This is a genomic window from Rickettsia monacensis (assembly GCF_000499665.2).
Taxonomy (GTDB): Bacteria; Pseudomonadota; Alphaproteobacteria; order Rickettsiales; family Rickettsiaceae; genus Rickettsia; species Rickettsia tamurae.
On sequence record NZ_LN794217.1, the window covers coordinates 392,023 to 414,271 of the forward strand.

A 22,249-nucleotide genomic window follows, 5' to 3' on the forward strand; every position below is an offset into this window, starting at 1 on the left:
CTCTTGAAAATTATAAGAAGCAGGAGCTTACTGCTATGGAAATTGCTCAATTGCTGTTAAGTGCTAACTCTAAATAGTTAGTGATTGCAAAAATATACGACTATAGTAAATCACCTTAAATTAAGTGCAATTTTTTAAAAATTAAAAAATTGCACTTAATTTAAGGTGATTTACTATATATGCCGACAAAGGTGAGTCCTGCGAAACTCACAGTCAACAATACCTAATCCTAATGGGATTTTACAAAAACTATTGCATATTTCAGCTCTTTAGTTTATTTTGATTAGCAAACTATGTACAGAATTAATGGATTATTAAAATGGGAATTACCGTATTAAAAAACGAAGGATTGGATTTTCATGCAAGAATCTCTACTCCTTTAAGTGAGATAGATGACGATATTCAAAAAGAATTACTTGATTTAACCAAAAAAGTTAAAATAGCGGGTTTTAGAGCCGGTAAAGTACCGGTTTCAATTGTTAAGAAAAAATACAGTACTTCCGTCAGGAATGATATAATAGAAAGAAGAATTAACCATTCGGTAAATCACGTTATTAAAGAGCATAATCTAAATATAATCGGTAGACCCAAAATTGAAGAATTACAAAACGAACCCGATAAAGCTTTAGAATTTACCGTAAAAATAGAGCTATTACCTAAAATTACTATTCCGGATTTAAAGAAAATCTCACTAGATCGTCCAAAATTAGAAGTAAACTCTAAAGATGTTGAAGAACAACTAGAAAAACTTGCTGCATTAACAAAAAGCTATACCAAAGAAAGTAAAGCAAAAATAAAAGATGGAGATCAGGTTACTATTGATGCAATCGGATACATCAAGGATGAAGCTTTTGAAGGCGGTAAATTAAATGATTTTAAGGTAGTAATAGGTAGTAATACACTTATTCCAGGTTTTGAGAAACAATTAATAGGTTCTAAAACAGGTAGTGAAGTAGATGTTAATGTTACTTTTCCTGAAAATTACCATGCTAAAGATTTAGCAGGTAAAGATGCTCGTTTTGCAGTACAAATTAAAGCAGTACATACTGCAGAACCTACCGTTATTGATGAGGAGTTTGCTAAAAAATTCCAAAGTAATAGCCTTGAAGAATTGCGTACACATTTTACTAAACAAATAGAAAATGAGTCGGAAGAAGCTATTAATACTATAATGAAAATGAACTTATTTGATAAGTTAGAAAAATTGTTAGATTTTGATGTACCGGAATCTTTATTAGAGCAAGAAAAAAATATTCTAAAGTCCGAAACCGATAAAAATGACCAAGATGAATCATTATTAAAAGATAAATCCTCTAAAGAAATAACAGAATATTATAATAAATTAGCCCTACGCCGTGTGCGAATAGGCTTATTACTTGCTGAATATGCAAAATCTAAAAATTTGCAATTAGAGCCTGATGATTTAAGAAAAGTTATTATGCAACAAGCACGTAATTTTCCTGGGCAGGAAAATATGATATTTGATTTTTATAAAAAAAATCCTAGAGCAATTGAAGGACTTAAAGGTCCTGCCTTAGAAGATAAAGTTGTACAATATATATTTAATAACGAAATAAAGCTTAAAGAAAAGAAATATACTAAGGAAGAGCTAGAGAAATATCTAGAGGCAGAAGAGTAACGTAACCCCGATTATGGATAAGAAATACATGGTTTATTAGGTTTAAGTTGGTAAGCAATAAGAGCAGAGAATAGAGAAGTAAAGAAATTAATAGGTGATCGATGTCTGGAAGGAGTAATATTAAAATGTAAAAGTAAAGAATTGATCTGACAGTTAAGGATTGTTGGGTACGAAGAAAAAAGATAAGATAGTACCTGGCAAGTTTTAACAACCTACTAAAAAGGAGACTGTCAGATGACAACATATCAAGAAAAAATCATAAAGCCAAGAATCGGTTTATTAAAACTCGCTGAACAATTAGGGAATGTATCACAAGCTTGCAAAGTAATGGGTTATAGCAGGGATACATTTTATCGTTACAAAGAGCTCCATGATCAAGGTGGGGAGGGGGGAAGCTCTATATGAGATGACTAGACGTAAAGCTTGCATTAAGAATCGTGTGCCCGCAAATATAGAGGATGCTGTAGTTAATATAGCTGTTGAATTTCCAGCATTTGGTCAGGAACGTGCTGCTAATGAATTACGCAAGAGTGGGATAATCATTTCTGGTGGCGGAGTTAGATCTGTGTGGTTACGTCATGATTTAGAAAGTTTCAAAAAACGTCTAAAAGCTCTAGAGACTAAAGTAGCAAATGATGGTATTGTTTTAAGTGATAATCAACTTGCTGTTCTTGAAAAAGTTAAAAACCAACGTGAAGCTAGTGGTGAAATAGAAACTATGCACCCTGGCTACCTTGGTTCACAAGATACTTACTATGTTGGTAATATTAAAGGCATAGGCCGTATTTATCAGCAAACTTTTGTCGATACCTATTGAGGAGTAGCTATTTGTAAACTCTATACCGAAAAGACGGCTATTACAGCTGCAGACCACTTAAATGATAAGGTTATTCCATTCTTTGCAAACCATGATATCCCTCTGCTTAGAATATTAACTGATAGAGGTACGGAATATTGTGGAAAACCAGAAAACCATGCTTACCAACTATATCTTGGCATTGAGAATATCGATCATTCCAAAACTAAAGCATATAGTCCTCAAACCAACGGTATCTGTGAGCGTTTCCATAAAACTATGCAGGAAGAGTGCTATCACATTCTATTCCGCAAAAAATTTTATAATTCACTTGATGAATTGCAAACAGATATAGATAACTGGCTTGTGAGTTACAATAATGCAAGACCTCATTCCGGTAAACATTGCTTTGGTAAAACACCAATGCAATCTTTTACAGATTCACTTTATATTGCTAAAGATAAAAATATTGGTAATATTGGTAATATAGATAAAAATATTGGTAATATAGAGAGAATATCAGACAATTTGATGATTGCCCATCAAGCTGCCTGATTACTCAACTCTGTCAGATTAAGTCGTAACTTGTACAATTAAAATTCTCTTTTATGTAGCCAAAAATGGTTTCGATAATGAATCTCTTCCTTAAAAGGATTTTATCCAAAAGAGGTAATAAATAGTTTTTCATATCCTTTCTTATTCCGGTAATTTTTATTAAACCTTGCTTATAAAGTTTTGTAAACATTTTTTCTGAAATAAACCCCTTATCATCATAACACTTACCTTTTAGACCTTTTTGATAACCATTGCTTCAAATGCAATTCTGTCATCAACATTACCTTTGGTAATTTTAACAGCAATAATTTCTCCCTTATCATTGATTATCATATGAAGCTTGAATCCAAAAAACCAATCGACAGAACTACGTCCCATTTTTGCAAGATTATTAAAAGTTCTGTTAGAATTAATTCTGATATTTTTACATACTGCAAAATGTGTGGAATCTGCATAATAAATTCCCGTTCTTTTCCCACTTAAGTAATGTAACATCACAATCAATGGCAGAAATAATGAAGGAATAAGCTGAACAAATCTCTCATAACAAGGTGGATTCCTGAACAAATTACCATTAATAATAAAGTTTTGGTAATAAGCTTTTAAATGTTTATATGCACTAAAATGGTAAAAATCATTATTGAGAGTTCTTCACTTAAGGAAAGCTTACCTTCTCTAAATCTTTGCTTATTACTTTTCAGCAATTGATGTTTTACCCATTTCTCATAAATTTTACAAAATTTATCTACTATACAAAATATTGTAGTATATTTACACATGTTATTAAACCTTTATTTTACTCCTTCAGTGCCCTATTTATATAAGGTTTAATAACTCTTGCAACCTTCCTTCCTCTCTATTCCTTATCCATAATCGGGGTTAAAGGTAGTGTAAATAAATATAGATCACCTCGATTGCGAATTTACTATAGAACTTTTAGGAGAGTAAAGAAGAACTGAGTTGGTGTTATTCAAAAAGTACTTGATATCATCCCCACAAAAGTAGAGCTTTATTGCATGAATCCAAAATCGTCATTGCGAGCGACTATAAGCGTTGTTGCATGGCTCGAAAAACCTACTCGATGTCATTCCCGCGGAAGCAGGAATCCAGAAAATAATTTCTTAATGTTGACAAAATAAACCTATAAAAACAAGTTTTTATAGGTTTTGCTGGATTCCCGCATCCGCGGGAATGACATAAAACGAGCTATGCAACAACACCGCGATTATAAGGAACGTGGCAATCCAAAAAATGTAATAAATTAGCATTTTTAACTAAATTGCTTTGTCAATTACTTCATAATTTTCCCCGCAATGACGAAAAAAACAAGACCGTTAACCCTGCGTAATAGCAGCTACTTCATCGGCAAAGTTTTTTTCTTTGTTTCTATACCTTCACCAAGTTCGTATCTAATAAATTTGGCGATTTTAATTTCTGCACCGAGTTCTTTTTCAGCATTTTTAATTACTTCCGCAACGGTAAGTTTAGGCTCAAATAAGAAATTTTGTTGAAGCAATACAACTTCAGAGAAGAATTTACGTATTCTACCTTCTACCATTTTTTCTATAATATTATCAGGCTTTCCTTCTTCTTTAGATTTCTCAAAAAATACTTTTCTCTCACGCTCTACGAGTGTTTGATCCAAGCTTGAATCATCTATACTTTGCGGGTTATTTCCTGCTACATGAACAGCAATTTGTTTAGCTAAAACTTCTAGTTTTGCTTTATCTTTTGCGTTAGACGCAAGACCTACTAATACGGAAATTTTTCCTAGATTCGGTACAACTTCATTATGCACGTACGAACCGATTGCTCCTTCGGATATCTCTAATATATCCATACGACGTAATGTTAAATTTTCACCGATTGTAGCGATATTTTCTATAATCTCTTCTTCAACTGATTTACCGCTTTGCATTTTAGATGTTTTTAGCGTATCTATAGTTTTTGCAATTACTGCAAGATTTGCAATATCCTTAACTAGATCCTGAAACTGCTCATTTCTAGCAACAAAATCCGTTTCGGAATTTACTTCAACTATCACTCCGGTAAGCCCATCAACTTTTGCAACCGTTAAACCTTCAGAAGCAATGCGTCCGGCTTTCTTTGCAGCAGCAGCCAAACCTTTCTTACGCAGAAAATCAATAGCTTCTTCAAAATTACCGCTGGTTTCTATTAATGCTTTTTTGCAGTCCATCATACCTGCACCGGTTTTTTCTCTTAATTCTTTAACCGCTGCAGCACTTATATTTATTTCACTCATCCTTACTTTCTCCTTAATTATTATATTTGGCTTGGGTTGTGTAGACACCTAATCGTCATTGCGAGGGAATTATGAAATAATTGACGAAGCAATCTCAGGAGTTTGTTATTATTTCATGAGATTGCCGCACAGCCTTACGGCTGCTTGCAATGACGACTCTGGTATCCACGCAACAACATTTATGCATTATCAGAATTTTTATTTTCATCGGCATCATTTAATGCTTGCTCAAATTCTGTATTTGTCTCTCCATCAATATTTTTCGTTTTAGAGAATTTTTTAGCTTGTTTTAATTTAGAAACATTTTTAGAAGTTAAAGCCTTATCTGTATGCTCCTGCATAGCCCCCATATCAACTCCTGAAGCTTTCATTGATTCTTCAAGTCCTTGTAATGCCGCATCTGCAAATAAACTACAATAAAGTCTTATTGACCTTATAGAATCATCATTACCCGGAATCGGATAATCCACATTATCAGGATTAGAATTAGTATCGACTACTGCAACTATAGGAACATTAAGCTTTACCGCTTCATTAATTGCGATATGCTCTTTATTAGTGTCAATAACTACTAGAAGATCAGGTTTAGAATTAAGATTTCTAATACCGGCAAGAGATAGAAGTAACTTATCTTTCTTACGGCTCATATCGAGTATCTCTTTCTTAGTATAACCCATAAGTGCTTCTTCGCTTTCTAAGGTTTTTTCTAACTTATTTAGTTTTTCTATTGAACCCGCAATAGTTTTCCAGTTAGTTAGCATACCGCCAAGCCATCTATGATTTACGTAATACTGCCCGCATTTCTCGGCATATTCCGCTATAATATCACTTGCCTGTATTTTAGTACTTACAAATAATATTTTACCGTCTTTTTTTACGGTTTCATATATTGCATTCAAAGCAACGCTCATTAAAGCGGCACTTTGTCTTAAATCGATTATATGAACATCATCACGTTCACCATATATATAAGATGCCATTTTAGGATTCCAGCGTGAGGTCTTGTGACCGAAATGCACGCCCGCATCTAATAATTCTTTAATGTTAACAGATGGTATTTTTGACATTTTTAAATTCTCTTAATTGTTAGTTTATACCTCCGTAAGACTGTCATGCCGTGTACAAGCCACGGTATGACATACATGAACTAACATATATCTTACGTGTGAATTTTTTGCTTACAAAGTGTCATACCGTAGCGGTGTTGTTGCGTGGACTGGAAAACCCATTCGGTATCATCCCGTGGCTTGGACCACGGGATCCAAAAAACAACTAAAAATACTAACAATGTTAGTATTTTTAACTGGGTCCCGGCGATCAAGTCGCGGGGATGACAACGGAAAAACGATCCACGTAGCAACGCCTTCTCGCAATGACGACTTACAAGCCTACAAATTATATACGCATATTGCGTAATTTACAAGCTTTTATTCTTTTCGCCAAATAGTAGTACCATCAGGTTTATCTTCTAGAATTATCTGTTGTTCTAATAGACGGCTTCGAATTTGATCGGCTAATAACCAATTTTTTTGTTTTTTTGCTTCTAAACGTTTATTTACAAGTTCATTTATATAGAGTTCATCCACACCGCTATTAAACCACTCGTGTGAAGTCTTATTCATTAAACCAATAAAATTAGCACAAGTAATAAGAGCAGAGGCATTAAGCTGCCTTCCTTCTTCAGTTGTAGAAGTAAATACCCCTTTAGCGTAGTCATTAATTATTTTTACGGCAAGCGGCGTACTCATATCATCAAGTAAGCTTTGCATGAAATTATGAGGTAAATCTATTTTCTGCACATTAATATTTTCTATAGCTCTATACCAATAATCTAAAGTTTTCTTAGCATCTTCTATAGCTTTATCATTATAATCAAGGGGACGTCTATAATGACTACTTAATAAAAATAACCTTACTACTTCTCCTTGAATTTGTTTATCCATTAAATCCCTTACGGTAATAAAATTGCCAAGAGATTTACTCATTTTCTCACCATTAACCGTTAAAAAACCGTTATGTATCCAGTATTTAGCATAGGTAGAACTTGGAAAAGCACATCTACTTTGAGCAATCTCATTGGTATGATGCGGAAAGATTAAATCTGCTCCGCCTCCGTGAATATCAAAATTCTCACCTAAATATTTGTAGCTCATGGCTGAACATTCAATATGCCATCCCGGGCGACCAAGTCCCCAAGGGCTTTTAAAATTCATATTTGCCGATTCATTTTGCTTTGCCGGTTTCCATAATACAAAATCCTGTGGATTTTTTTTGGTTTTACTATTTTCTACACGTACTCCCTCAAACATTTCTTCTAAATTTCGGTTAGATAATTCCGTATAATTTGGAGCTGATAAAACATCAAAATAAACATGATTATCAGCAATATATGCGTGATCTTTTGTTATTAAGCGTTCTATTATTTCGATCATTACATCAATATGCTCTGTAGCTTTCGGCTCAATACTCGGTAGCATGCAACCTAAATATGCCATATTTGTATGAAACTCTTGAGTAACTTTATCAGTCAACTCATTAATAGTAATGCCAAGTAGTTCAGCTCTATCAATAATTTTATCGTCAACATCGGTAATATTGCGTACATATTTTACTGCTCTACTGCCGAATATTTTTATAACTATACGATAAAGTAAATCATATACTACTACCGACCTACTATTACCTATATGAGGATTATCATAAACAGTCGGTCCACATACATACATTTTTACGTTAGCCTGATCTTGAGGATTAAAAACCTCTTTAGTACGGCTAAGAGTGTTATATAAGTGAAATTGAATTTGCATATTTTATTTACCAAAAACTGATTATTTATCAAAAACTGAAATACATTCCTTTCAAAAATAGTATTACATACTCCTTTTGAAAAAAGTTTAAAATTCGGAGTATACATTAGTATGTGATATATTAAACATATTTTGGCTAAATATCTTAAAAATTAATGATTAATAGTTTACATAAATTAATAAATATTGTATGATTCGCCTCGTTTATATTTAAAAAAAATAATAACTAATCGAGGTTTGAATGAAGTTACAAAATTCCCACTCAAAAAAATATGTTTTAACTTTTTTCATGTCAACATGTTTGTTGACTAGTAGCTTTTTAGGTACAAGTGCTAGAGCTGCAAGCTTCAAAGATTTAGTTAGTAAAACACCGGCATTGGAAAAGCAAAATTCAAAACAGCAACAAAATATTTGGAAAGATTTTACTATAAATGAAAAAATCAAAAAATGGCAAGAAGCAGATTTAGTTCCTAGTTTTACTCAAGCACAAGGTGATCTAGGAATAAAGTATAAGGAAAAAGATTTATCAAGCTTTTTAGATAATACTAGATATAAAGCAAGACAAGCAAGAGCTGAAATTTTATTATACGTCGAAAGAGTAAAACAACAGGATTTTGATACAAAAAAACAAGAATATATTAATCAAGGTGTAGTTCCTACAGATATAGAAGCAGCAACAAATCTTGGAATAAGTTATGACCCTAGCAAAATAGACAATAATGTAGAAAAAGATCAAAAGGTACGTCGTGCAGAAAAAGACAAAAAAGCGGTAATCGATCTATATATCAGCTCAATAAAAAGAGATATTAAATACAAACATTATGTTGATAATGATATTATCCCTGAAATGCAAGAAGTAAGGACTGCTCTTAACATGAATAAAGATGATGCAGAATCTTTTGTTATGTTAATAAGAACTGAAATTATGGAAAACGCAAAGGGACAATATATAGCGGATAGCCATATTCCTACAGAAAAAGAGTTAAAAAATAGGTTTGGTATATCTCGTGCTGATAATAGAGACGGCTATATTAAGTCAATAAGACTTAAAGTTATGGACAAAGAAAAGCCACAATATATAGCTGACAATAGTATTCCTACAGAAAAAGAGCTAGAGCAGAAATTCGGTGCTGATAAAGGTGAGGCAAAAAACTATATCGAATCAATAGCAACTCAGATGATGCTTAATAAAAAAGCATATTATATAGATAATAATATTATCCCTACAGTTGAAGAATTAAAGGAAGAATTTAAGATAGAGAAAGTAAAAGCAAATTATTATATACAGCAAATAACAGCCAGAATAAATGCAAACCAGATTCTAAACAACAATGATACTACTAAACCGTCTGCCGGACACTCTCAAAAAAAGAGCGGGACCAAAAGTGATAATTGGTATATATCAAATCAAGGTACAAATAATACAGAAACACCTTCGTGGGTTCCTACGGTTATAAAAGAGAAACAACCATATTCTTTTAATCCTATAAGTACTTTTAAAACTCACTTTAATAATAAAAAAAAGAATAATGAAAAAGAGTATGAATTAACGCAGTCTCAACACTATATAAATAGAATAATACAACAAGAAGAAAATATTGAAGAATTTACAAATCTTATTAAAAAAGATCCTATAGCAGCATTAAATCTTGAAGTAGATAGTAGTTATAAAAAACAAGCAGTAACTACTATTTTAAGTAATTTTAATGATACTACTATTCAAAAGGTATTATTTAGCAACGATGAGGGACAATTAGATTTCAATACCAATATTGACGTTAAAAATAGACCTATTCTAAAAGAATTATTAGAAAATAGTTCTTCTGAAGAAAAAACTAAATTTGCTGAAAGAATTAAAGACTATGCGACACGAAATATATCTAATAGTGAACTTAAAATTGAAGAAAAGGTACGATTAGATCTTATCAAACTAGCAGCAAGTAAAGATAAGAGTGCAGTAGAAAACTTTTTAGCTCTGCAATTAGAGTTAAAAAACAAAATGCAACCATATATTGTAAATAGTGTCTATGTTTTAACGCCAGAAATAGTAGGAGAAATAAATATAGAACTAATAAATAAAGGGCTAATAACAACTACAACTACTTTAGCTAAAGACTATATGATTAAACTAGCCAAAGAAGTAAATAAACACACATTAAATTCAATAATTAAAGTACTATTATCCGATAGTAACGTACTAAGCAATGAAACCAATAAAATTTTAGGGTTAGCAGTAGGTAATAACGCAAATAATTTAGAACAAACACAAAGCGGCATTCCGAATCCGCCACCTCTACCGCTAAATGGGAGTATACTACCCCCACCACCACCTCCTTCCTTAAATTCTCAAGGCTTTAGTAGCAACTCTAACAATTTTGATTTAAATAAGTTACAAGCAGAATATCCTCAAATACATTCATTATATACTCAGTTTATTCGTAATACTACTGTTCAACCAAAAGTGTTACTTCAACCTACAACTTCCAGTGCAACCAGCACAGAAAGAAGCAAGCCAGAGACAGCTTATGCAAAACTATATGCAGAATATAGAGCTGAGACAGGAGGTAAAAAAGCTGATGATTTACAGGATCAGCTTATAAAAAGACAACCTGATCTTACAAATGTTATACGTCAAATATTAACAGAATCATACGCCAACCAAGGAGCTGACGAGAAAACTCTTGTAAATTTATTTAGCATTTCAACCCCTAAAATCGAAGAAAAAGCTAAAGAAGCTTTTAACAAACTTATTCAAGACCCGTATATACAAGATATAACCGCTGGTAAGAAAGCAACAACAAGCGAAGAGATAATTAAAAATCTTTTCAATGAAGACACTGATGATGCAGTAAAACGTATTTTATTATCGTCATGTAAAATATCTGAAGAATTAAAGAGACCTATTGAACTTGAATTAAATAAATCAAAATTGATTAGAGAGTTAAAGAGCAAACAAACTCCGTTTGAACAATTAAAATTTGCCTATACTAATGCAGAAAACTTCGATCAAGATATATTTGGCAATAGAGTCGAAGAGTTAATTAACAACCCTAATATATTAACTATAGCACAACAAGCTAATTTTTTAATAACAGAATATACAAACTTAAGAAAAACAATTAATGCTGATCAAGCACAGGCTAAACTTGATGATTTAAGAACAGCTATTTTAAGCACAATAAAATTTGAAGAATTAATTACAGCAAATTTATCTAAAAATGAGTTTATTGCTATAGTAAAGGAAAAAGAACCCGAATTATTAAAAGAGTTTTTAAAAGCTACTACTATCAAACTAGAAGGTAATAATAATTTAGATCAATTAAGATTAGCTTTGCCTTCATTTACAGGCATGAGCAATGAACAAGTAAGAATTCTTACTAATAAATTACATATGCCTACAATATTAAGAGCTCTTAAAGAGCACTCGCAAAAAAAAGTTAAAAAACACATCCATATCGGGAACATGCCGCCACCGCCACCGCCAATGCCTGATTCAAAAGATTCGGAATTATCTTATCTAACAAGATTAGGGATTACTAAAGATTTGATAAGTAGAATTACTAAATTAAATGCAAATACATATACTTTTAAAACAACTACAAAAAATTATAACTTTAGCTCCGATATAGCTGTAAGATATAAAGATTTTGCTTTATCAGGAAAAGAAGTAGTAGGACATAAAGCAAAATACTCTGATGCCGATTTGTTTAAAAAAGCTATAGCGGAATCAGTAGTACTTGAGCATTCAAAAAATTTATCTAAAGTTCATCAAAATAATAAGTATTTTGCAAAAATTCAAGAAGCAGTCGATACTATGCACTCTAGCTTTATAGGTCCTAGAACTGAAATAGGGCAAGAAATACATAATATTTATACTTCTAAACTTTTGGAATTAACAAAAGATAAAGAATTTATTAATTATGTTAAAAAATATGATATTACACTTAACAAAAAATTAACGGAGGCGTTTACTTCCGCTGACTCTGATTTTACAGGTCTTAGAACTGAAATAAGGCAAGAAGTACATAATATTTATACACAGCAATTGACAAAATATCCAGAAGAAGATGTAAAAGAGGCATTTAATACTGCTAACTCTAATTTTATAGGTCCTAGAACTGAAATAGGGCAAGAAATACATAATATTTATAAATCCAAACTTTTAAAAGGTAAAGAATTGTTTCTATTTGTTGAACAATTACTAGCAGAGTCTGCTGAACTAGAACAAAAATATGGTAGTGATGTTCAATCAGAAAATAATAACCAGGAAAAGAAACTAGGACGTTTAGATCCGAAACAATTACAATTATTCCAACAAGAAAACAAAGCTGCAAATGACGAATCCTCAACAAAGGATGATACACAACCTGAAGATAGCAATAAAAAGTCAGAGAAATCTGATTCAAAAACTGCTTTATCACCGAGGTTATTGAGTTCTAACGATAGCAAAAATGATAAATCATCAGATGACAAAAAATCACTTCTAACATTAAGATCTAGAGATGAAGACGATAAAGGATATGAAACTGATGAAGAAGAATTAGAAGAAAGCAATAGCACCACTGACGAAGAATTAAAAAAAGATATAGCTTTAGAAAGCGAAGATGAAGCTATCGATGTGTCATTCAAAACTGAAGCAATTGCAGAACAAGATGAGGCAACACAGAGACAACAGGTATCTGATGACACCAGTAGGGAAGTAGCAATATTCAAAACTGAAGCAATTGCAGAACAAGATGAGGCAACACAGAGACAACAGGTATCTGATGACACCAGTAGGGAAGTAGCAATATTCAAAACTGAAGTAATTGCAGAACAAGATGAGGCAACACAGAGACAACAGGTATCTGATGACACCAGTAGGAAAGTAGCAATATTAGTTAAGGCGACTTCAACTCTTCACAAACCTGTTCATTATAATATTTTAAGTGATAGATTAAAGATTGTTACAATAGGGGCCGGTGATGAAGAAGCTAGTATAAACAGAGGAGTATGGATTAGCGGCTTATACGGCATCAACAAACAAGGAACTTGGAAGAATATTCCAAAATATCAAAGTCGTATAACCGGCGTAACTATCGGGGCCGATGCTGAATTCATCAATAGTCATGATGTTATAGGAATAGCTTATAGCCGTTTGGAATCCCAAATTAAATATAATAAAAAACTAGGAAAAACAGCAGTTAACGGTCATCTTTTAAGCATTTACGGTCTAAAAGAACTAATTAAAGGTTTCTCGTTGCAGGCTATAACATCTTACGGTCTTAATTATATTAAGAATAAATCTAAAAGTATTAATAATATAATTGGAAAATATCAAAACAATAATTTAAGTTTTCAAACTTTATTAAATTATAAATATCGTACAAAATACGATTTACATTTTATTCCTAATATCGGTTTTAAATATGATTATTCAAGAGCTAGCAACTATAAAGAATATAATGTAGATATAGAAAATCTGATGATTCCAAAGAAATCAAATCAATCATTTGAAAGTAGCCTTGGCGGTAAAATAGTTTTTAAGCCTATAACGACCACAAGTAATATAGTATTAACACCAAGTTTGTACGGTAATATTGAGCGTCACTTCAATAAAAATACAAAAGTTAATGCAAAAGCGACTTTTAAAGTACAAACATTACAAGAAACAATTATTATACCAAAACAACCTAAGCTTGGATATAATATCGGTAGTAATATACTTATGAGCAGAAAGAATATAAATGTTCTACTTGAGTATAATTATTATACTCATAGAAAATATCAAAGCCATCAAGGACTTGTTAAACTAAAAGTCAATTTGTAAAAATAAATAGAGGATAGGGTTTTTTGAGAATCTTATCCTTATTTATCAAATCTCTTGATAGATAAGCGTATTAACCAAACTGCCAAATAGAATATCGGTGTACTAAATACGGTAAAAAATAGTTTAAATGAATAGCTATTAAGTACAAGATGACCTAATTGGTCAAAAGGAAAAATATTAAATAAGCTCATAATCCCAATTACAATAAAAGTATCGATAAATAAAGAAATTGCCGTACTAAAATTGTTTCTTACCCATAAATATTTATCTTTAGTAATTTTACGTATCCATAAATAGATATTAATATCAACAAGTTGAGCTATATAACAGGCAAAAGTTGATGCTAAAAAGATATATGGTATGAACCAAAGACTTTATGAAAAGTTATGTTATCAACATTAGACTAATTAGTAGCTTCCAATTTATCCATAAGACTTATTATTAAACTACTATTATATTAAAAATAATAGCAAGCTTTACACAAAAATTGGCTCTTTCTTTACCGTAAAACTCAGCTATTAAATCCGTTAATAAAAAAGTTAACGGGTAAAAAATTGCTCCTATAGATAATTCAAGAATATAAAAATTAAAAATATTAAGGTAAACAAATTTTTGATATATTAAGTTTCCTACTATAATAAGGACTGTAAAAACGTACATAAAATGATATAAATTTTTTCTTTTATATTAAATTCTATAGACATTTCTAAAATTATTTTAGGTGCAAAAATATTGCTGTACTCTAATAATATATATTGGGAGTTCTGAAAACTATACTAAATTCTCTGATGTCATTCCGTTGATCCATAGGTGTTGTTGCATGAATCCTGTTATGTCATTCCCGCAGAAGCGGGAATCCAGTACTTTTATCTGTCACCCCGTGGCTTGACCACGGGGTGACACAGTGTATTTTACCGATCCACGCAACAATGCCAACAAAGGTAGACAATGACAAGTATGAGAGATATTACTAAGATAAAGCTGTAACTATTTAGCTATAGGTAAACTATTTTCTGCTTGATTTTCTTCAATTTCATTAATCTTAGAAACTAAATCAGATTTCTTTTTTGAGGAAAGGTTAGCAAGTACTATTGCGTTTATTAAAAATAATGTTGTAAGTATTATAGTGCTTTTACTAAGAAAATTACCGACTGTTTTAGCACTGACTACTCCCATATTATTACCGCCGCTTATACTACTAATTCCATCCGATCCGCTACGCTGCATCAGAATAACTATAATTAGCAATATTGCAATAGTAATATGTACAAAAAGAAGGATGTCTATCATATAATAAAATAATCGTTACCGTATTTTAAATGTAAATCATACATTAGTTTTATATTATTTGCAACTTAGCTTTATAAAATAAACGTAATACTATAATAGTATCTGACAGAAACTAGACTAAAATCAGCATATGAGCTTTTCAAGAAAGGTTAAAAACTCACAAAGCTTAGGATGTGTGGTGGTGCTACTAGGGGGAATTGAACCCCCGGCCTCTTCATTACCAATGAAGTGCTCTACCCCTAAGCTATAGCAGCAAGATTATTTCAAACTCTTTTTGCCATATATTTGTTATTAAATCAAGAAGAATTTTGGAAATTCGTTTACTATTTACAAAAAAGCTCTTATTCTAGCTCTTCATTCGCTCCACTTATATGTACCTCATCATAAGATGCTACTGTAGTTTCATTAGCATGCATCCCAAATTCTTTCTGTAAATAATCACTTAAAATCTTTAGTGTTTTTTCTTTGGTTTGGCATGCTAATATCATTTTATTATCTTGTACTAACTTTTGTAATTGGGCTATCTCTTTTGCAGAAACAGGTCTCATTTCTAAAGATCCGCTTTCTTCTTGCTGTAGTCGGTCAGTCGTTACAGTTGTAGTAACTCTATGGCACGTACCGAATAAGTCTATATCTATCCTTGAAATTGCCTCATTACTAGTTATTTTTCAACAGTTTTGGAGTGATTTATGCTATCCTGTAAGATACTAGCAAAAACTAATCCTTTTTTAGTTATTTTGTGTTCGTAAGCATTGCCATAGTAAAAACTCTTAGGTGTCAAGACTATCATTAAATTCAACTAGGTTTGCAGGTTTAATTTTTTTCATATTTTATCTAAACTTCTATTTTTGTAAAAAGATAAGGCAATCAATGCAAAAATACAGCTTAATATGACATAATAAACTGCCGAGGTTACATGCCCTGTTTTTTGTACTAAATATTCAAAGACAAGAGGCGTAGTACCGCCAAAAATACTTGTAGCAGTATTATATGAAATAGAGAGAGCAGTGTTACGTATATTTGTAGGATAAAATTCTGCTTGTAATGCCGGTTCAGGACCGATATAGCTAGCGGCAAGTATAGCGAGTATAAATTGTGAGATAATTACGCTTGTGAAGTCCCCGTTCTCAAAATTATTAAGTAAAAACGGCGTTGTTACAATAATTATTATCAGATTAATTACAAAAATTTTCCTGCGACCTATAATATCGGATAGATAACCGCTTAATAAAGTTACGGCTATCATAATCACGTAACACACGCTAGCGAGGCTATTTACCTCATTTTCAGTAAAGTTGCGGCTGATTTTTAAAAACGATACCAAGTAAATTGTAGTTAGATAGAATATTATCGAACCGGGAGCATTGATAAGAATCGAGATTAATATATCAAACCAATGATTGGTAATGATTTTTTTTAACGGTGATTGTAAAATCTTTTTCTGCTCTCTTAGATTTTTAAAATTCGGTGTTTCGTGTGTATTTTTTTTAATATAAAATGCTGCAAAAAGAATAAAAAAACCAAGTAAAAAAGGTATTCTCCAGCCAAAACTATCAAATTGTGAAGCTGTTAGAATATTCTTGACTATATAAGAAACAAAAGAACCAAGCAATAAACCGGAGCATATACTAGACATTGAAATACTACCGGTGAAGCCTCGGTGTTTATGGCTAGTATGCTCAATAACAAAGGAAATAGAGCCGGTCAAAGCTCCTCCCACTGATAATCCTTGTAGAATTCGTACACAAATCATTAATATAGTCGCAGTTATACCGATAGTATGGTAAGTTGGTAATATTCCTATTAATACGGTTGGGGCAGACATGCAAAATAACGCACTAGTTAAGGCTACTTTGCGTCCAAATCTATCACCGATAACACCAAAAAATATGCCACCCAACGGTCTTGCCAAATAACCTATAGCAAAGACTAAAAAAACTTGCAGTAAAGAAGTATTAGCATCATCATTCGGGGAAAATTTTGCTCCTATTATGGGTGCAAAATAACCGAATAATACATAATCATACCATTCAAAAGTGTTAGCGATACCGCTTGAAAATACTAGCTTACTGCGATTCATGTTTTCTACTCATAGTTTTTTTTTCGGAGTATATTATAAATAAGGTGGCAGGAATTATTATTACTGCTCCATGAAGTGTGCTTTTATCGGGAAACTCGTTAAATATGAAATATGCTGCTATTGCCGAAATCACCAGCTCTAAATATCTATAAGGAGCGGTAGCGGTTGCATCTACCATGGAAAAAGCTTTAAGTAGGAAGAATAATATTAAGCTTCCGCTACTACCGAGTACAAACAATAAAGCTAATTCAAAACTACTAGGAGTTAGCCAATACTGCGATGCTACAGGTAGCGACACTATAGCAGTTACTATTGCCGAATAAAACAGCATGCTAATTATCGATTCTTTTATTACGAATTTTTTATTAATAATGTCAAGCATAGCAAATGAAATAGCCGCTAATACAAAATACAAAATTTCGGGGTTAAAATCCTCGGCATGCGGTTTAAGCGTAACAACAAGTCCTATAAATCCTACTACGGTAACTACCCATCTTTGCCAAATAATATTTTCGTTCAGAAAAAATACGGCAAATATTAAAGTAAATAAAGGAATAGAAAAACTTACAACGGTTGCAGTAGTAATGGGAGCTATAGTCAGACCGTAAGTCCAAGAAGTCATGCCGAAAAATAATAATAACCCTCTTAATATATGTACAAAAGGACGACTTGTTTTTAAGGTATTTTTACCGTAATAAACAACAAAAGGTAGTAAAACTATGCTACTGAAAAAGAAGCGGGAAAAAGCTACTTCAAAGCTATGTAAACGAGTCCCAAGATATTTAGACATTACATCATTGGCACTACTACTTACTAAACTAAGTAAAAACCAACCTATACCGGTTAAATATGTTTTTAATGCATCATTCATTAATATGCTCCAATAATTTCTATAATTTTACTTAAATGTCTTGACTTTTAGCATAAAAGAATTCTATCTTTTATGACAATAGGTATAAATATATAAACAAAAACTTTATATAATAATACGGTAATCAATTTTAAGCAAGTAAAGGTTATAATTATATGTTAAGAATAGTGAAAAAATTAGGGATAATTTTGTTTGTGTCCAGCATAAGTATTAATAGTTTTGCTAAAAGCATGTATGATGATGTAGATTCTGCTCCTGACTATGATACACCGTATTACGAAAATGAAGGAAGTTTAGTTTTCAAGATGCGTCTAGGTGGTGTTTTTTCAAGTACTAAGCAAAAAGGATTACCTACTCCTACCTCTCCTCAACCTGTTTCAGTAGGAGAAGTTGCAAAAAACGGTTATGGAGGTGATGCGTCCACTACTATATTCTTTAATAATTATTTATCTACTGAATTATCGCTTGGCTTTAATGTTTTACGCACTAAATATACATCCCTTGCAGCCGTTGCTCATAATTATGGCGTTGATAATGTCAAACTAGGAAAAAACAAACCTATTTATATGATTCCTGCAACAGTTACCGGACAATTTCATATAGCTCCTTACGGTGGAATAAGACCGTATATAGGTATAGGTTATCACGGTTCTTATATGCTTACGCAAGCTACCGGTCTTAAAATTAGAAACGGACACGGTGCCGTAGGACAAATAGGTGTAGATTTTTATGCTAAAGATGATACTTTAATCAATATTGACGTAAGACAATTTTTCTTAAATCCTAAACTTGAGTATAAACCGAATTTAGTAGGTAATAAAACCGTGACCTCTAAAGTTAAACTTAACCCTTTAATAGTTTCCGTAGGTATAGGATTTACTTTTTAAAAATCTCTCGTCATTGCGAAGAGACATTGTTATATGGATAACTGAGCCGTCATTGCGAGGAAATTACGAAGTAATTGACGAAGCAATCTCAGGAGTTTGTTATTATTTCATGAGATTGCCACGCAGGCTAACCTCCTCGCAATGACGTTTCCAAATTATTAAATAAATTCACCTATGTCCCTACAAATTATCCAGTTATTATACTTAGTTGCAGCTGTTTGCTTTATTCTATCACTCAAATTCTTATCCTCACAAAAGCAAGCACGTTTAGGCAGTACCATAGGTATTTTGGGGATGGCGATAGCAGTCGGCGTTACTTTTTTCCTCCCGGATTTTACTCATAAATTACCCATTATAGCAACTATATTATTAGGCGGTATAATCGGAGGGATTATTGCACTTAAAATCTCCATGACGGCAATGCCTCAATTAGTTGCTGGATTTCACTCTTTCGTTGGTCTTGCTGCGGTATTTGTAGCTTACGCTACGATACTTGCTCCTGAAAATTTTTCTATAGGAATAGCAGGAAGTTTACCTATTAATTCGCTAATAGAAATATCGTTTGGAGTTTCTATAGGGGCATTAACTTTTAGCGGCTCGGTAATAGCTTTCCTAAAACTACAAGGCTTAATGAAAAGTAGCCCACTAAAATTCTACGGTCAGCAATATATATGCCTATTAACAGCAATAATATTACTTCTTCTGATAATATTATTTATTAGTTCAGAAAATATATTTTTATTTAATCTAATAGTTTTTTTATCGCTGTTAATCGGGGTATTACTAATAATACCGGTAGGCGGTGCAGATATGCCGGTTATAGTATCGATGCTAAACTCATATTCAGGCTTTGCAGCAGCAGGTATCGGCTTTACGCTTAGTAATAGCCTACTTATTATTACCGGGGCATTGGTCGGCAGTAGCGGAGCTATACTTAGCTATATAATGTGCAAAGCGATGAATCGCTCATTAATTAAGGTTATTTTTGGGGCGTTTTTGCCTGCACCTACTGGAATTAACAAGGATATAGACGACGATAAAATAGCAAAAACAAGCTGCCCTGAAGATGCGGCACATTTACTACTTAATACATCGTCGGTGATAATTGTCCCTGGTTACGGTATGGCAGTAGCCCAGTCTCAGCATATAATAAAAGAGATGGTTGATATATTAGAACGTTCAGATATTAATGTACGTTTTGCCGTACATCCGGTAGCCGGTAGAATGCCTGGACATATGAATGTTTTACTTGCAGAAGCTAATATAGATTATGAGAAAGTACTTGAGCTTGAAGAAATTAATAGAGATTTCGCTACCACTGATGTAGTGCTTGTGATTGGGGCAAATGACGTAACTAATCCTGCTGCTAAAAATGATCCGAATAGTCCAATTTACGGTATGCCGGTACTCGATGTCGAAAAAGCACGTACGATTTTGTTTATTAAACGCTCTATGGCATCAGGATATGCAGGTATAGAAAATGAGCTATTTTATCACGATAATACTTTTATGTTATTCGGCGATGCTAAGAAAGTAGTTGAGGAGATAGTTAAGTTTCTAAATGAAGATTGACTTAAATAACTCTATTTGTTATAACTTCTTAAATTAAGCCAAAAAACAATTATCATGAATTCGCAAAAAACATTACCGCTTCTGCCAAAAGCCACGGCTATGTGGTTAATTGAAAATACTTCTTTAACTTTTAAACAAATTGCCGATTTTTGTGGTATTCATGAATTTGAAATAAAAGGTATGGCTGACGATGAAGTAGCACAATCTATAAAAGGTTTAAATCCAATTGCAAACGGTCAGTTAACTTTAGAGGAAATTGAGCGTTGCAGTAAAGATCCTAATGCTAATTTACATATTTCATATAGCCCTGCTGATGAATTGATGAAAAATCAGAAAAAACAGCGTGCTAAATACACTCCTATAGCAAGACGTCAAGATAAACCGGATGCTATATATTGGTTATTGTCTAATTATCCGAACATCCAAGACCATCAAATAATTAAATTAATAGGTACTACTAAAACTACTATAGATGCTATTAGAACCCGTATCCATTGGAATATGAATTCTATTCGTCCTCGTGATCCCGTATTACTGGGGATCTGTAGTCAAATAGACCTGAATAAAATAGTAGAAAGCCTAAAGCTTCCACAAAATCCTACAAAAGAATCATAAAATTATACTAACTTCTATCCTGCGAAAAGCTTGTTACGTGAATTATTTTTTGATTGTTATCCGCCTTAATCAGCGTTATTGCGTAGCTCGTTTATGTCATTCCTGTATAGTCGGAACATTGCTGGATGGACCGGTAAAATCCACTGTGTCAAGCCACGGAATGACAACAGATGCGTTTTTCAATCCACACGGACAATGCCTTTCTCGCAAACGGATTTTTTTATGGATTAGAAAAGTGATTATTGCCTAATAAGTCGTTTATCGCTAGGTAAAGTATAACTTTTATCGGTAGAAGAACGATAGGGACAAATATCAATTCCTCCACGCCTAGTATATACTATATAAATAGAAAGAAAATCAGGATTTATAGCGTTTTTAATGTCTGTAAAAATACGCTCGGCACACTGCTCTGCAAACTCATTACAATTTCTAAAAGATATTAGATATTTCAGGAAAGAATCATGTTTTAACTTTTTTCCTTTATATTTTATAACGATTGTACCCCAATCCGGTTGACCGGTTACTAAGCAATTTGATTTTAGTAAATTAGAATTAATCTCTTCTTCTACTAAAACATCTTCATACTCAATTAAACTATTATCGGGTGGACCGTAATTATTGCATACTATATCTAAATCATCGATATTTTTACCGCTTGGAACACCAAATTCTATTTTTGTATTTATAGGAAATATACGTCCTGTTACTTTAGCGTGTGTAACATTACTTAGATCCTGCAAGATAATTCTTTCTAGTTCTTCTACTGATTCAACAACAAAGTTATTAAAAGAATTTAGATATAATTTAAATGATTTTGATTCTACTATATTTTCGGAATCCGTCGGTATATAAAAAGTGCCTATTCCAACCCATGGCTTACCGTTCTTATTAAGGCAAGATAGTTCATATGTATTCCAAACATCTACCCCGTAAAACGGAAGATTATTACTATTTATTCCAAGTTCGTTTCGATTATTTATACGTGGAATTTTAAATAATAAAGTCGCATCATAACTATCTTTATAAGTACTTTTTTTACCAAGTAAAGAAGTCGATAAAGGCATT

General features: G+C 32.4%; 14 protein-coding genes, 1 tRNA gene and 3 pseudogenes. 6 read left to right on the plus strand and 12 right to left on the minus strand.

Going from position 1 to position 22,249, the window contains the following annotated elements:
• The first annotated feature begins 319 nt into the window (after positions 1-319).
• Together tig and RMONA_RS01960 are read left to right on the plus strand one after the other, a co-directional pair.
• Positions 320-1,639 carry a trigger factor gene (gene tig / locus RMONA_RS01955; RefSeq protein WP_023507411.1) on the plus strand — a complete coding sequence of 440 codons (1,320 nt, stop codon included), beginning with the start codon at positions 320-322 and terminating at the stop codon, positions 1,637-1,639.
• Between the two features lie 234 nt (positions 1,640-1,873).
• Positions 1,874-2,990 (plus strand): annotated as a pseudogene (locus RMONA_RS01960) (IS481 family transposase).
• 13 nt (positions 2,991-3,003) lie between these two features.
• On the opposite strand, the gene RMONA_RS07875 reads toward RMONA_RS01960, so the two are convergent.
• From RMONA_RS07875 to cysS, 5 genes and pseudogenes are all read right to left on the minus strand, one after another.
• Complete coding sequence (locus RMONA_RS07875; protein ID WP_242402797.1) at positions 3,004-3,180, minus strand: transposase; 177 nt, start codon at positions 3,178-3,180, stop codon at positions 3,004-3,006.
• Positions 3,181-3,221: 41 nt separating this feature from the next.
• Positions 3,222-3,485, minus strand: a complete 264-nt coding sequence (locus RMONA_RS01965) for a transposase (protein WP_023507103.1) — start codon at positions 3,483-3,485, stop codon at positions 3,222-3,224.
• A gap of 839 nt (positions 3,486-4,324) precedes the next feature.
• Positions 4,325-5,253, minus strand: a pseudogene (tsf, locus tag RMONA_RS01970) (translation elongation factor Ts).
• A 179-nt stretch (positions 5,254-5,432) separates the two neighbouring features.
• Positions 5,433-6,320, minus strand: a complete 888-nt coding sequence (gene rpsB / locus RMONA_RS01975) for a 30S ribosomal protein S2 (protein WP_023507414.1) — start codon at positions 6,318-6,320, stop codon at positions 5,433-5,435.
• A 360-nt stretch (positions 6,321-6,680) separates the two neighbouring features.
• Positions 6,681-8,060 carry a cysteine--tRNA ligase gene (cysS, locus tag RMONA_RS01980; protein ID WP_023507415.1) on the minus strand — a complete coding sequence of 460 codons (1,380 nt, stop codon included), beginning with the start codon at positions 8,058-8,060 and terminating at the stop codon, positions 6,681-6,683.
• Between the two features lie 241 nt (positions 8,061-8,301).
• Between cysS and RMONA_RS01985 the strand changes: the two genes are divergently transcribed.
• Entirely contained in the window at positions 8,302-13,869 is a 5,568-nt protein-coding gene (locus RMONA_RS01985) for an autotransporter outer membrane beta-barrel domain-containing protein (RefSeq protein ID WP_023507416.1), read from the plus strand.
• Between the two features lie 38 nt (positions 13,870-13,907).
• On the opposite strand, the pseudogene RMONA_RS01990 reads toward RMONA_RS01985, so the two are convergent.
• The 6 genes and pseudogenes from RMONA_RS01990 to RMONA_RS02015 all read right to left on the minus strand — a co-directional run bounded on the left by RMONA_RS01990 (position 13,908) and on the right by RMONA_RS02015 (position 18,110).
• A pseudogene (locus RMONA_RS01990) lies at positions 13,908-14,573 on the minus strand (queuosine precursor transporter).
• Between the two features lie 283 nt (positions 14,574-14,856).
• On the minus strand, positions 14,857-15,159 hold the full coding sequence (gene secG / locus RMONA_RS01995; protein ID WP_023507418.1) for a preprotein translocase subunit SecG: 303 nt from the start codon (positions 15,157-15,159) through the stop codon (positions 14,857-14,859).
• 179 nt (positions 15,160-15,338) lie between these two features.
• Positions 15,339-15,413: transfer RNA gene (locus RMONA_RS02000), tRNA-Thr, on the minus strand.
• An 87-nt stretch (positions 15,414-15,500) separates the two neighbouring features.
• The gene (locus tag RMONA_RS02005; RefSeq protein WP_023507419.1) at positions 15,501-15,707 is read right to left on the minus strand and encodes a hypothetical protein; all 207 of its coding nucleotides are present in this window, start codon (positions 15,705-15,707) and stop codon (positions 15,501-15,503) included.
• 275 nt (positions 15,708-15,982) lie between these two features.
• Positions 15,983-17,239: an MFS transporter gene (locus RMONA_RS02010; protein ID WP_023507420.1), complete on the minus strand. Its 1,257-nt coding sequence runs from the start codon at positions 17,237-17,239 to the stop codon at positions 15,983-15,985.
• Positions 17,226-18,110 (minus strand): DMT family transporter, encoded by an 885-nt coding sequence (locus tag RMONA_RS02015; RefSeq protein ID WP_023507421.1) that lies wholly within the window; start codon positions 18,108-18,110, stop codon positions 17,226-17,228. The genes RMONA_RS02010 and RMONA_RS02015 overlap by 14 nt, the downstream gene beginning before the upstream one ends.
• A gap of 155 nt (positions 18,111-18,265) precedes the next feature.
• Between RMONA_RS02015 and RMONA_RS02020 the strand changes: the two genes are divergently transcribed.
• The 3 genes from RMONA_RS02020 to RMONA_RS02030 all read left to right on the plus strand — a co-directional run bounded on the left by RMONA_RS02020 (position 18,266) and on the right by RMONA_RS02030 (position 21,184).
• Entirely contained in the window at positions 18,266-18,997 is a 732-nt protein-coding gene (locus RMONA_RS02020) for an OmpW family outer membrane protein (RefSeq protein ID WP_023507422.1), read from the plus strand.
• Between the two features lie 174 nt (positions 18,998-19,171).
• Positions 19,172-20,569: an NAD(P)(+) transhydrogenase (Re/Si-specific) subunit beta gene (locus tag RMONA_RS02025; RefSeq protein ID WP_023507423.1), complete on the plus strand. Its 1,398-nt coding sequence runs from the start codon at positions 19,172-19,174 to the stop codon at positions 20,567-20,569.
• Positions 20,570-20,623: 54 nt separating this feature from the next.
• Complete coding sequence (locus RMONA_RS02030) at positions 20,624-21,184, plus strand: cell cycle transcriptional regulator TrcR (protein ID WP_023507424.1); 561 nt, start codon at positions 20,624-20,626, stop codon at positions 21,182-21,184.
• A 239-nt stretch (positions 21,185-21,423) separates the two neighbouring features.
• Here RMONA_RS02030 and queF read toward each other — a convergent pair whose 3' ends face one another.
• On the minus strand, positions 21,424-22,248 hold the full coding sequence (gene queF, locus RMONA_RS02035; RefSeq protein ID WP_023507425.1) for an NADPH-dependent 7-cyano-7-deazaguanine reductase QueF: 825 nt from the start codon (positions 22,246-22,248) through the stop codon (positions 21,424-21,426).
• Position 22,249: the final 1 nt, after the last annotated feature.

What these genes read in the sequence shown, in the direction of transcription:
- rpsB (WP_023507414.1), bottom strand. Translation starts at nt 6,320, where the DNA reads ATGTCAAAAATACCATCTGTTAACATTAAAGAATTATTAGATGCGGGC.
- RMONA_RS02005 (WP_023507419.1), bottom strand. Translation starts at nt 15,707, where the DNA reads ATGAGACCTGTTTCTGCAAAAGAGATAGCCCAATTACAAAAGTTAGTA.
- RMONA_RS02030 (WP_023507424.1), top strand. Translation starts at nt 20,624, where the DNA reads ATGAATTCGCAAAAAACATTACCGCTTCTGCCAAAAGCCACGGCTATG.
- RMONA_RS02010 (WP_023507420.1), bottom strand. Translation starts at nt 17,239, where the DNA reads ATGAATCGCAGTAAGCTAGTATTTTCAAGCGGTATCGCTAACACTTTT.
- RMONA_RS01985 (WP_023507416.1), top strand. Translation starts at nt 8,302, where the DNA reads ATGAAGTTACAAAATTCCCACTCAAAAAAATATGTTTTAACTTTTTTC.
- RMONA_RS01965 (WP_023507103.1), bottom strand. Translation starts at nt 3,485, where the DNA reads ATGTTACATTACTTAAGTGGGAAAAGAACGGGAATTTATTATGCAGAT.
- queF (WP_023507425.1), bottom strand. Translation starts at nt 22,248, where the DNA reads ATGCCTTTATCGACTTCTTTACTTGGTAAAAAAAGTACTTATAAAGAT.
- RMONA_RS02015 (WP_023507421.1), bottom strand. Translation starts at nt 18,110, where the DNA reads ATGAATGATGCATTAAAAACATATTTAACCGGTATAGGTTGGTTTTTA.
- RMONA_RS02025 (WP_023507423.1), top strand. Translation starts at nt 19,172, where the DNA reads ATGTCCCTACAAATTATCCAGTTATTATACTTAGTTGCAGCTGTTTGC.
- RMONA_RS07875 (WP_242402797.1), bottom strand. Translation starts at nt 3,180, where the DNA reads ATGTTTACAAAACTTTATAAGCAAGGTTTAATAAAAATTACCGGAATA.
- secG (WP_023507418.1), bottom strand. Translation starts at nt 15,159, where the DNA reads ATGATAGACATCCTTCTTTTTGTACATATTACTATTGCAATATTGCTA.
- RMONA_RS02020 (WP_023507422.1), top strand. Translation starts at nt 18,266, where the DNA reads ATGTTAAGAATAGTGAAAAAATTAGGGATAATTTTGTTTGTGTCCAGC.
- cysS (WP_023507415.1), bottom strand. Translation starts at nt 8,060, where the DNA reads ATGCAAATTCAATTTCACTTATATAACACTCTTAGCCGTACTAAAGAG.
- tig (WP_023507411.1), top strand. Translation starts at nt 320, where the DNA reads ATGGGAATTACCGTATTAAAAAACGAAGGATTGGATTTTCATGCAAGA.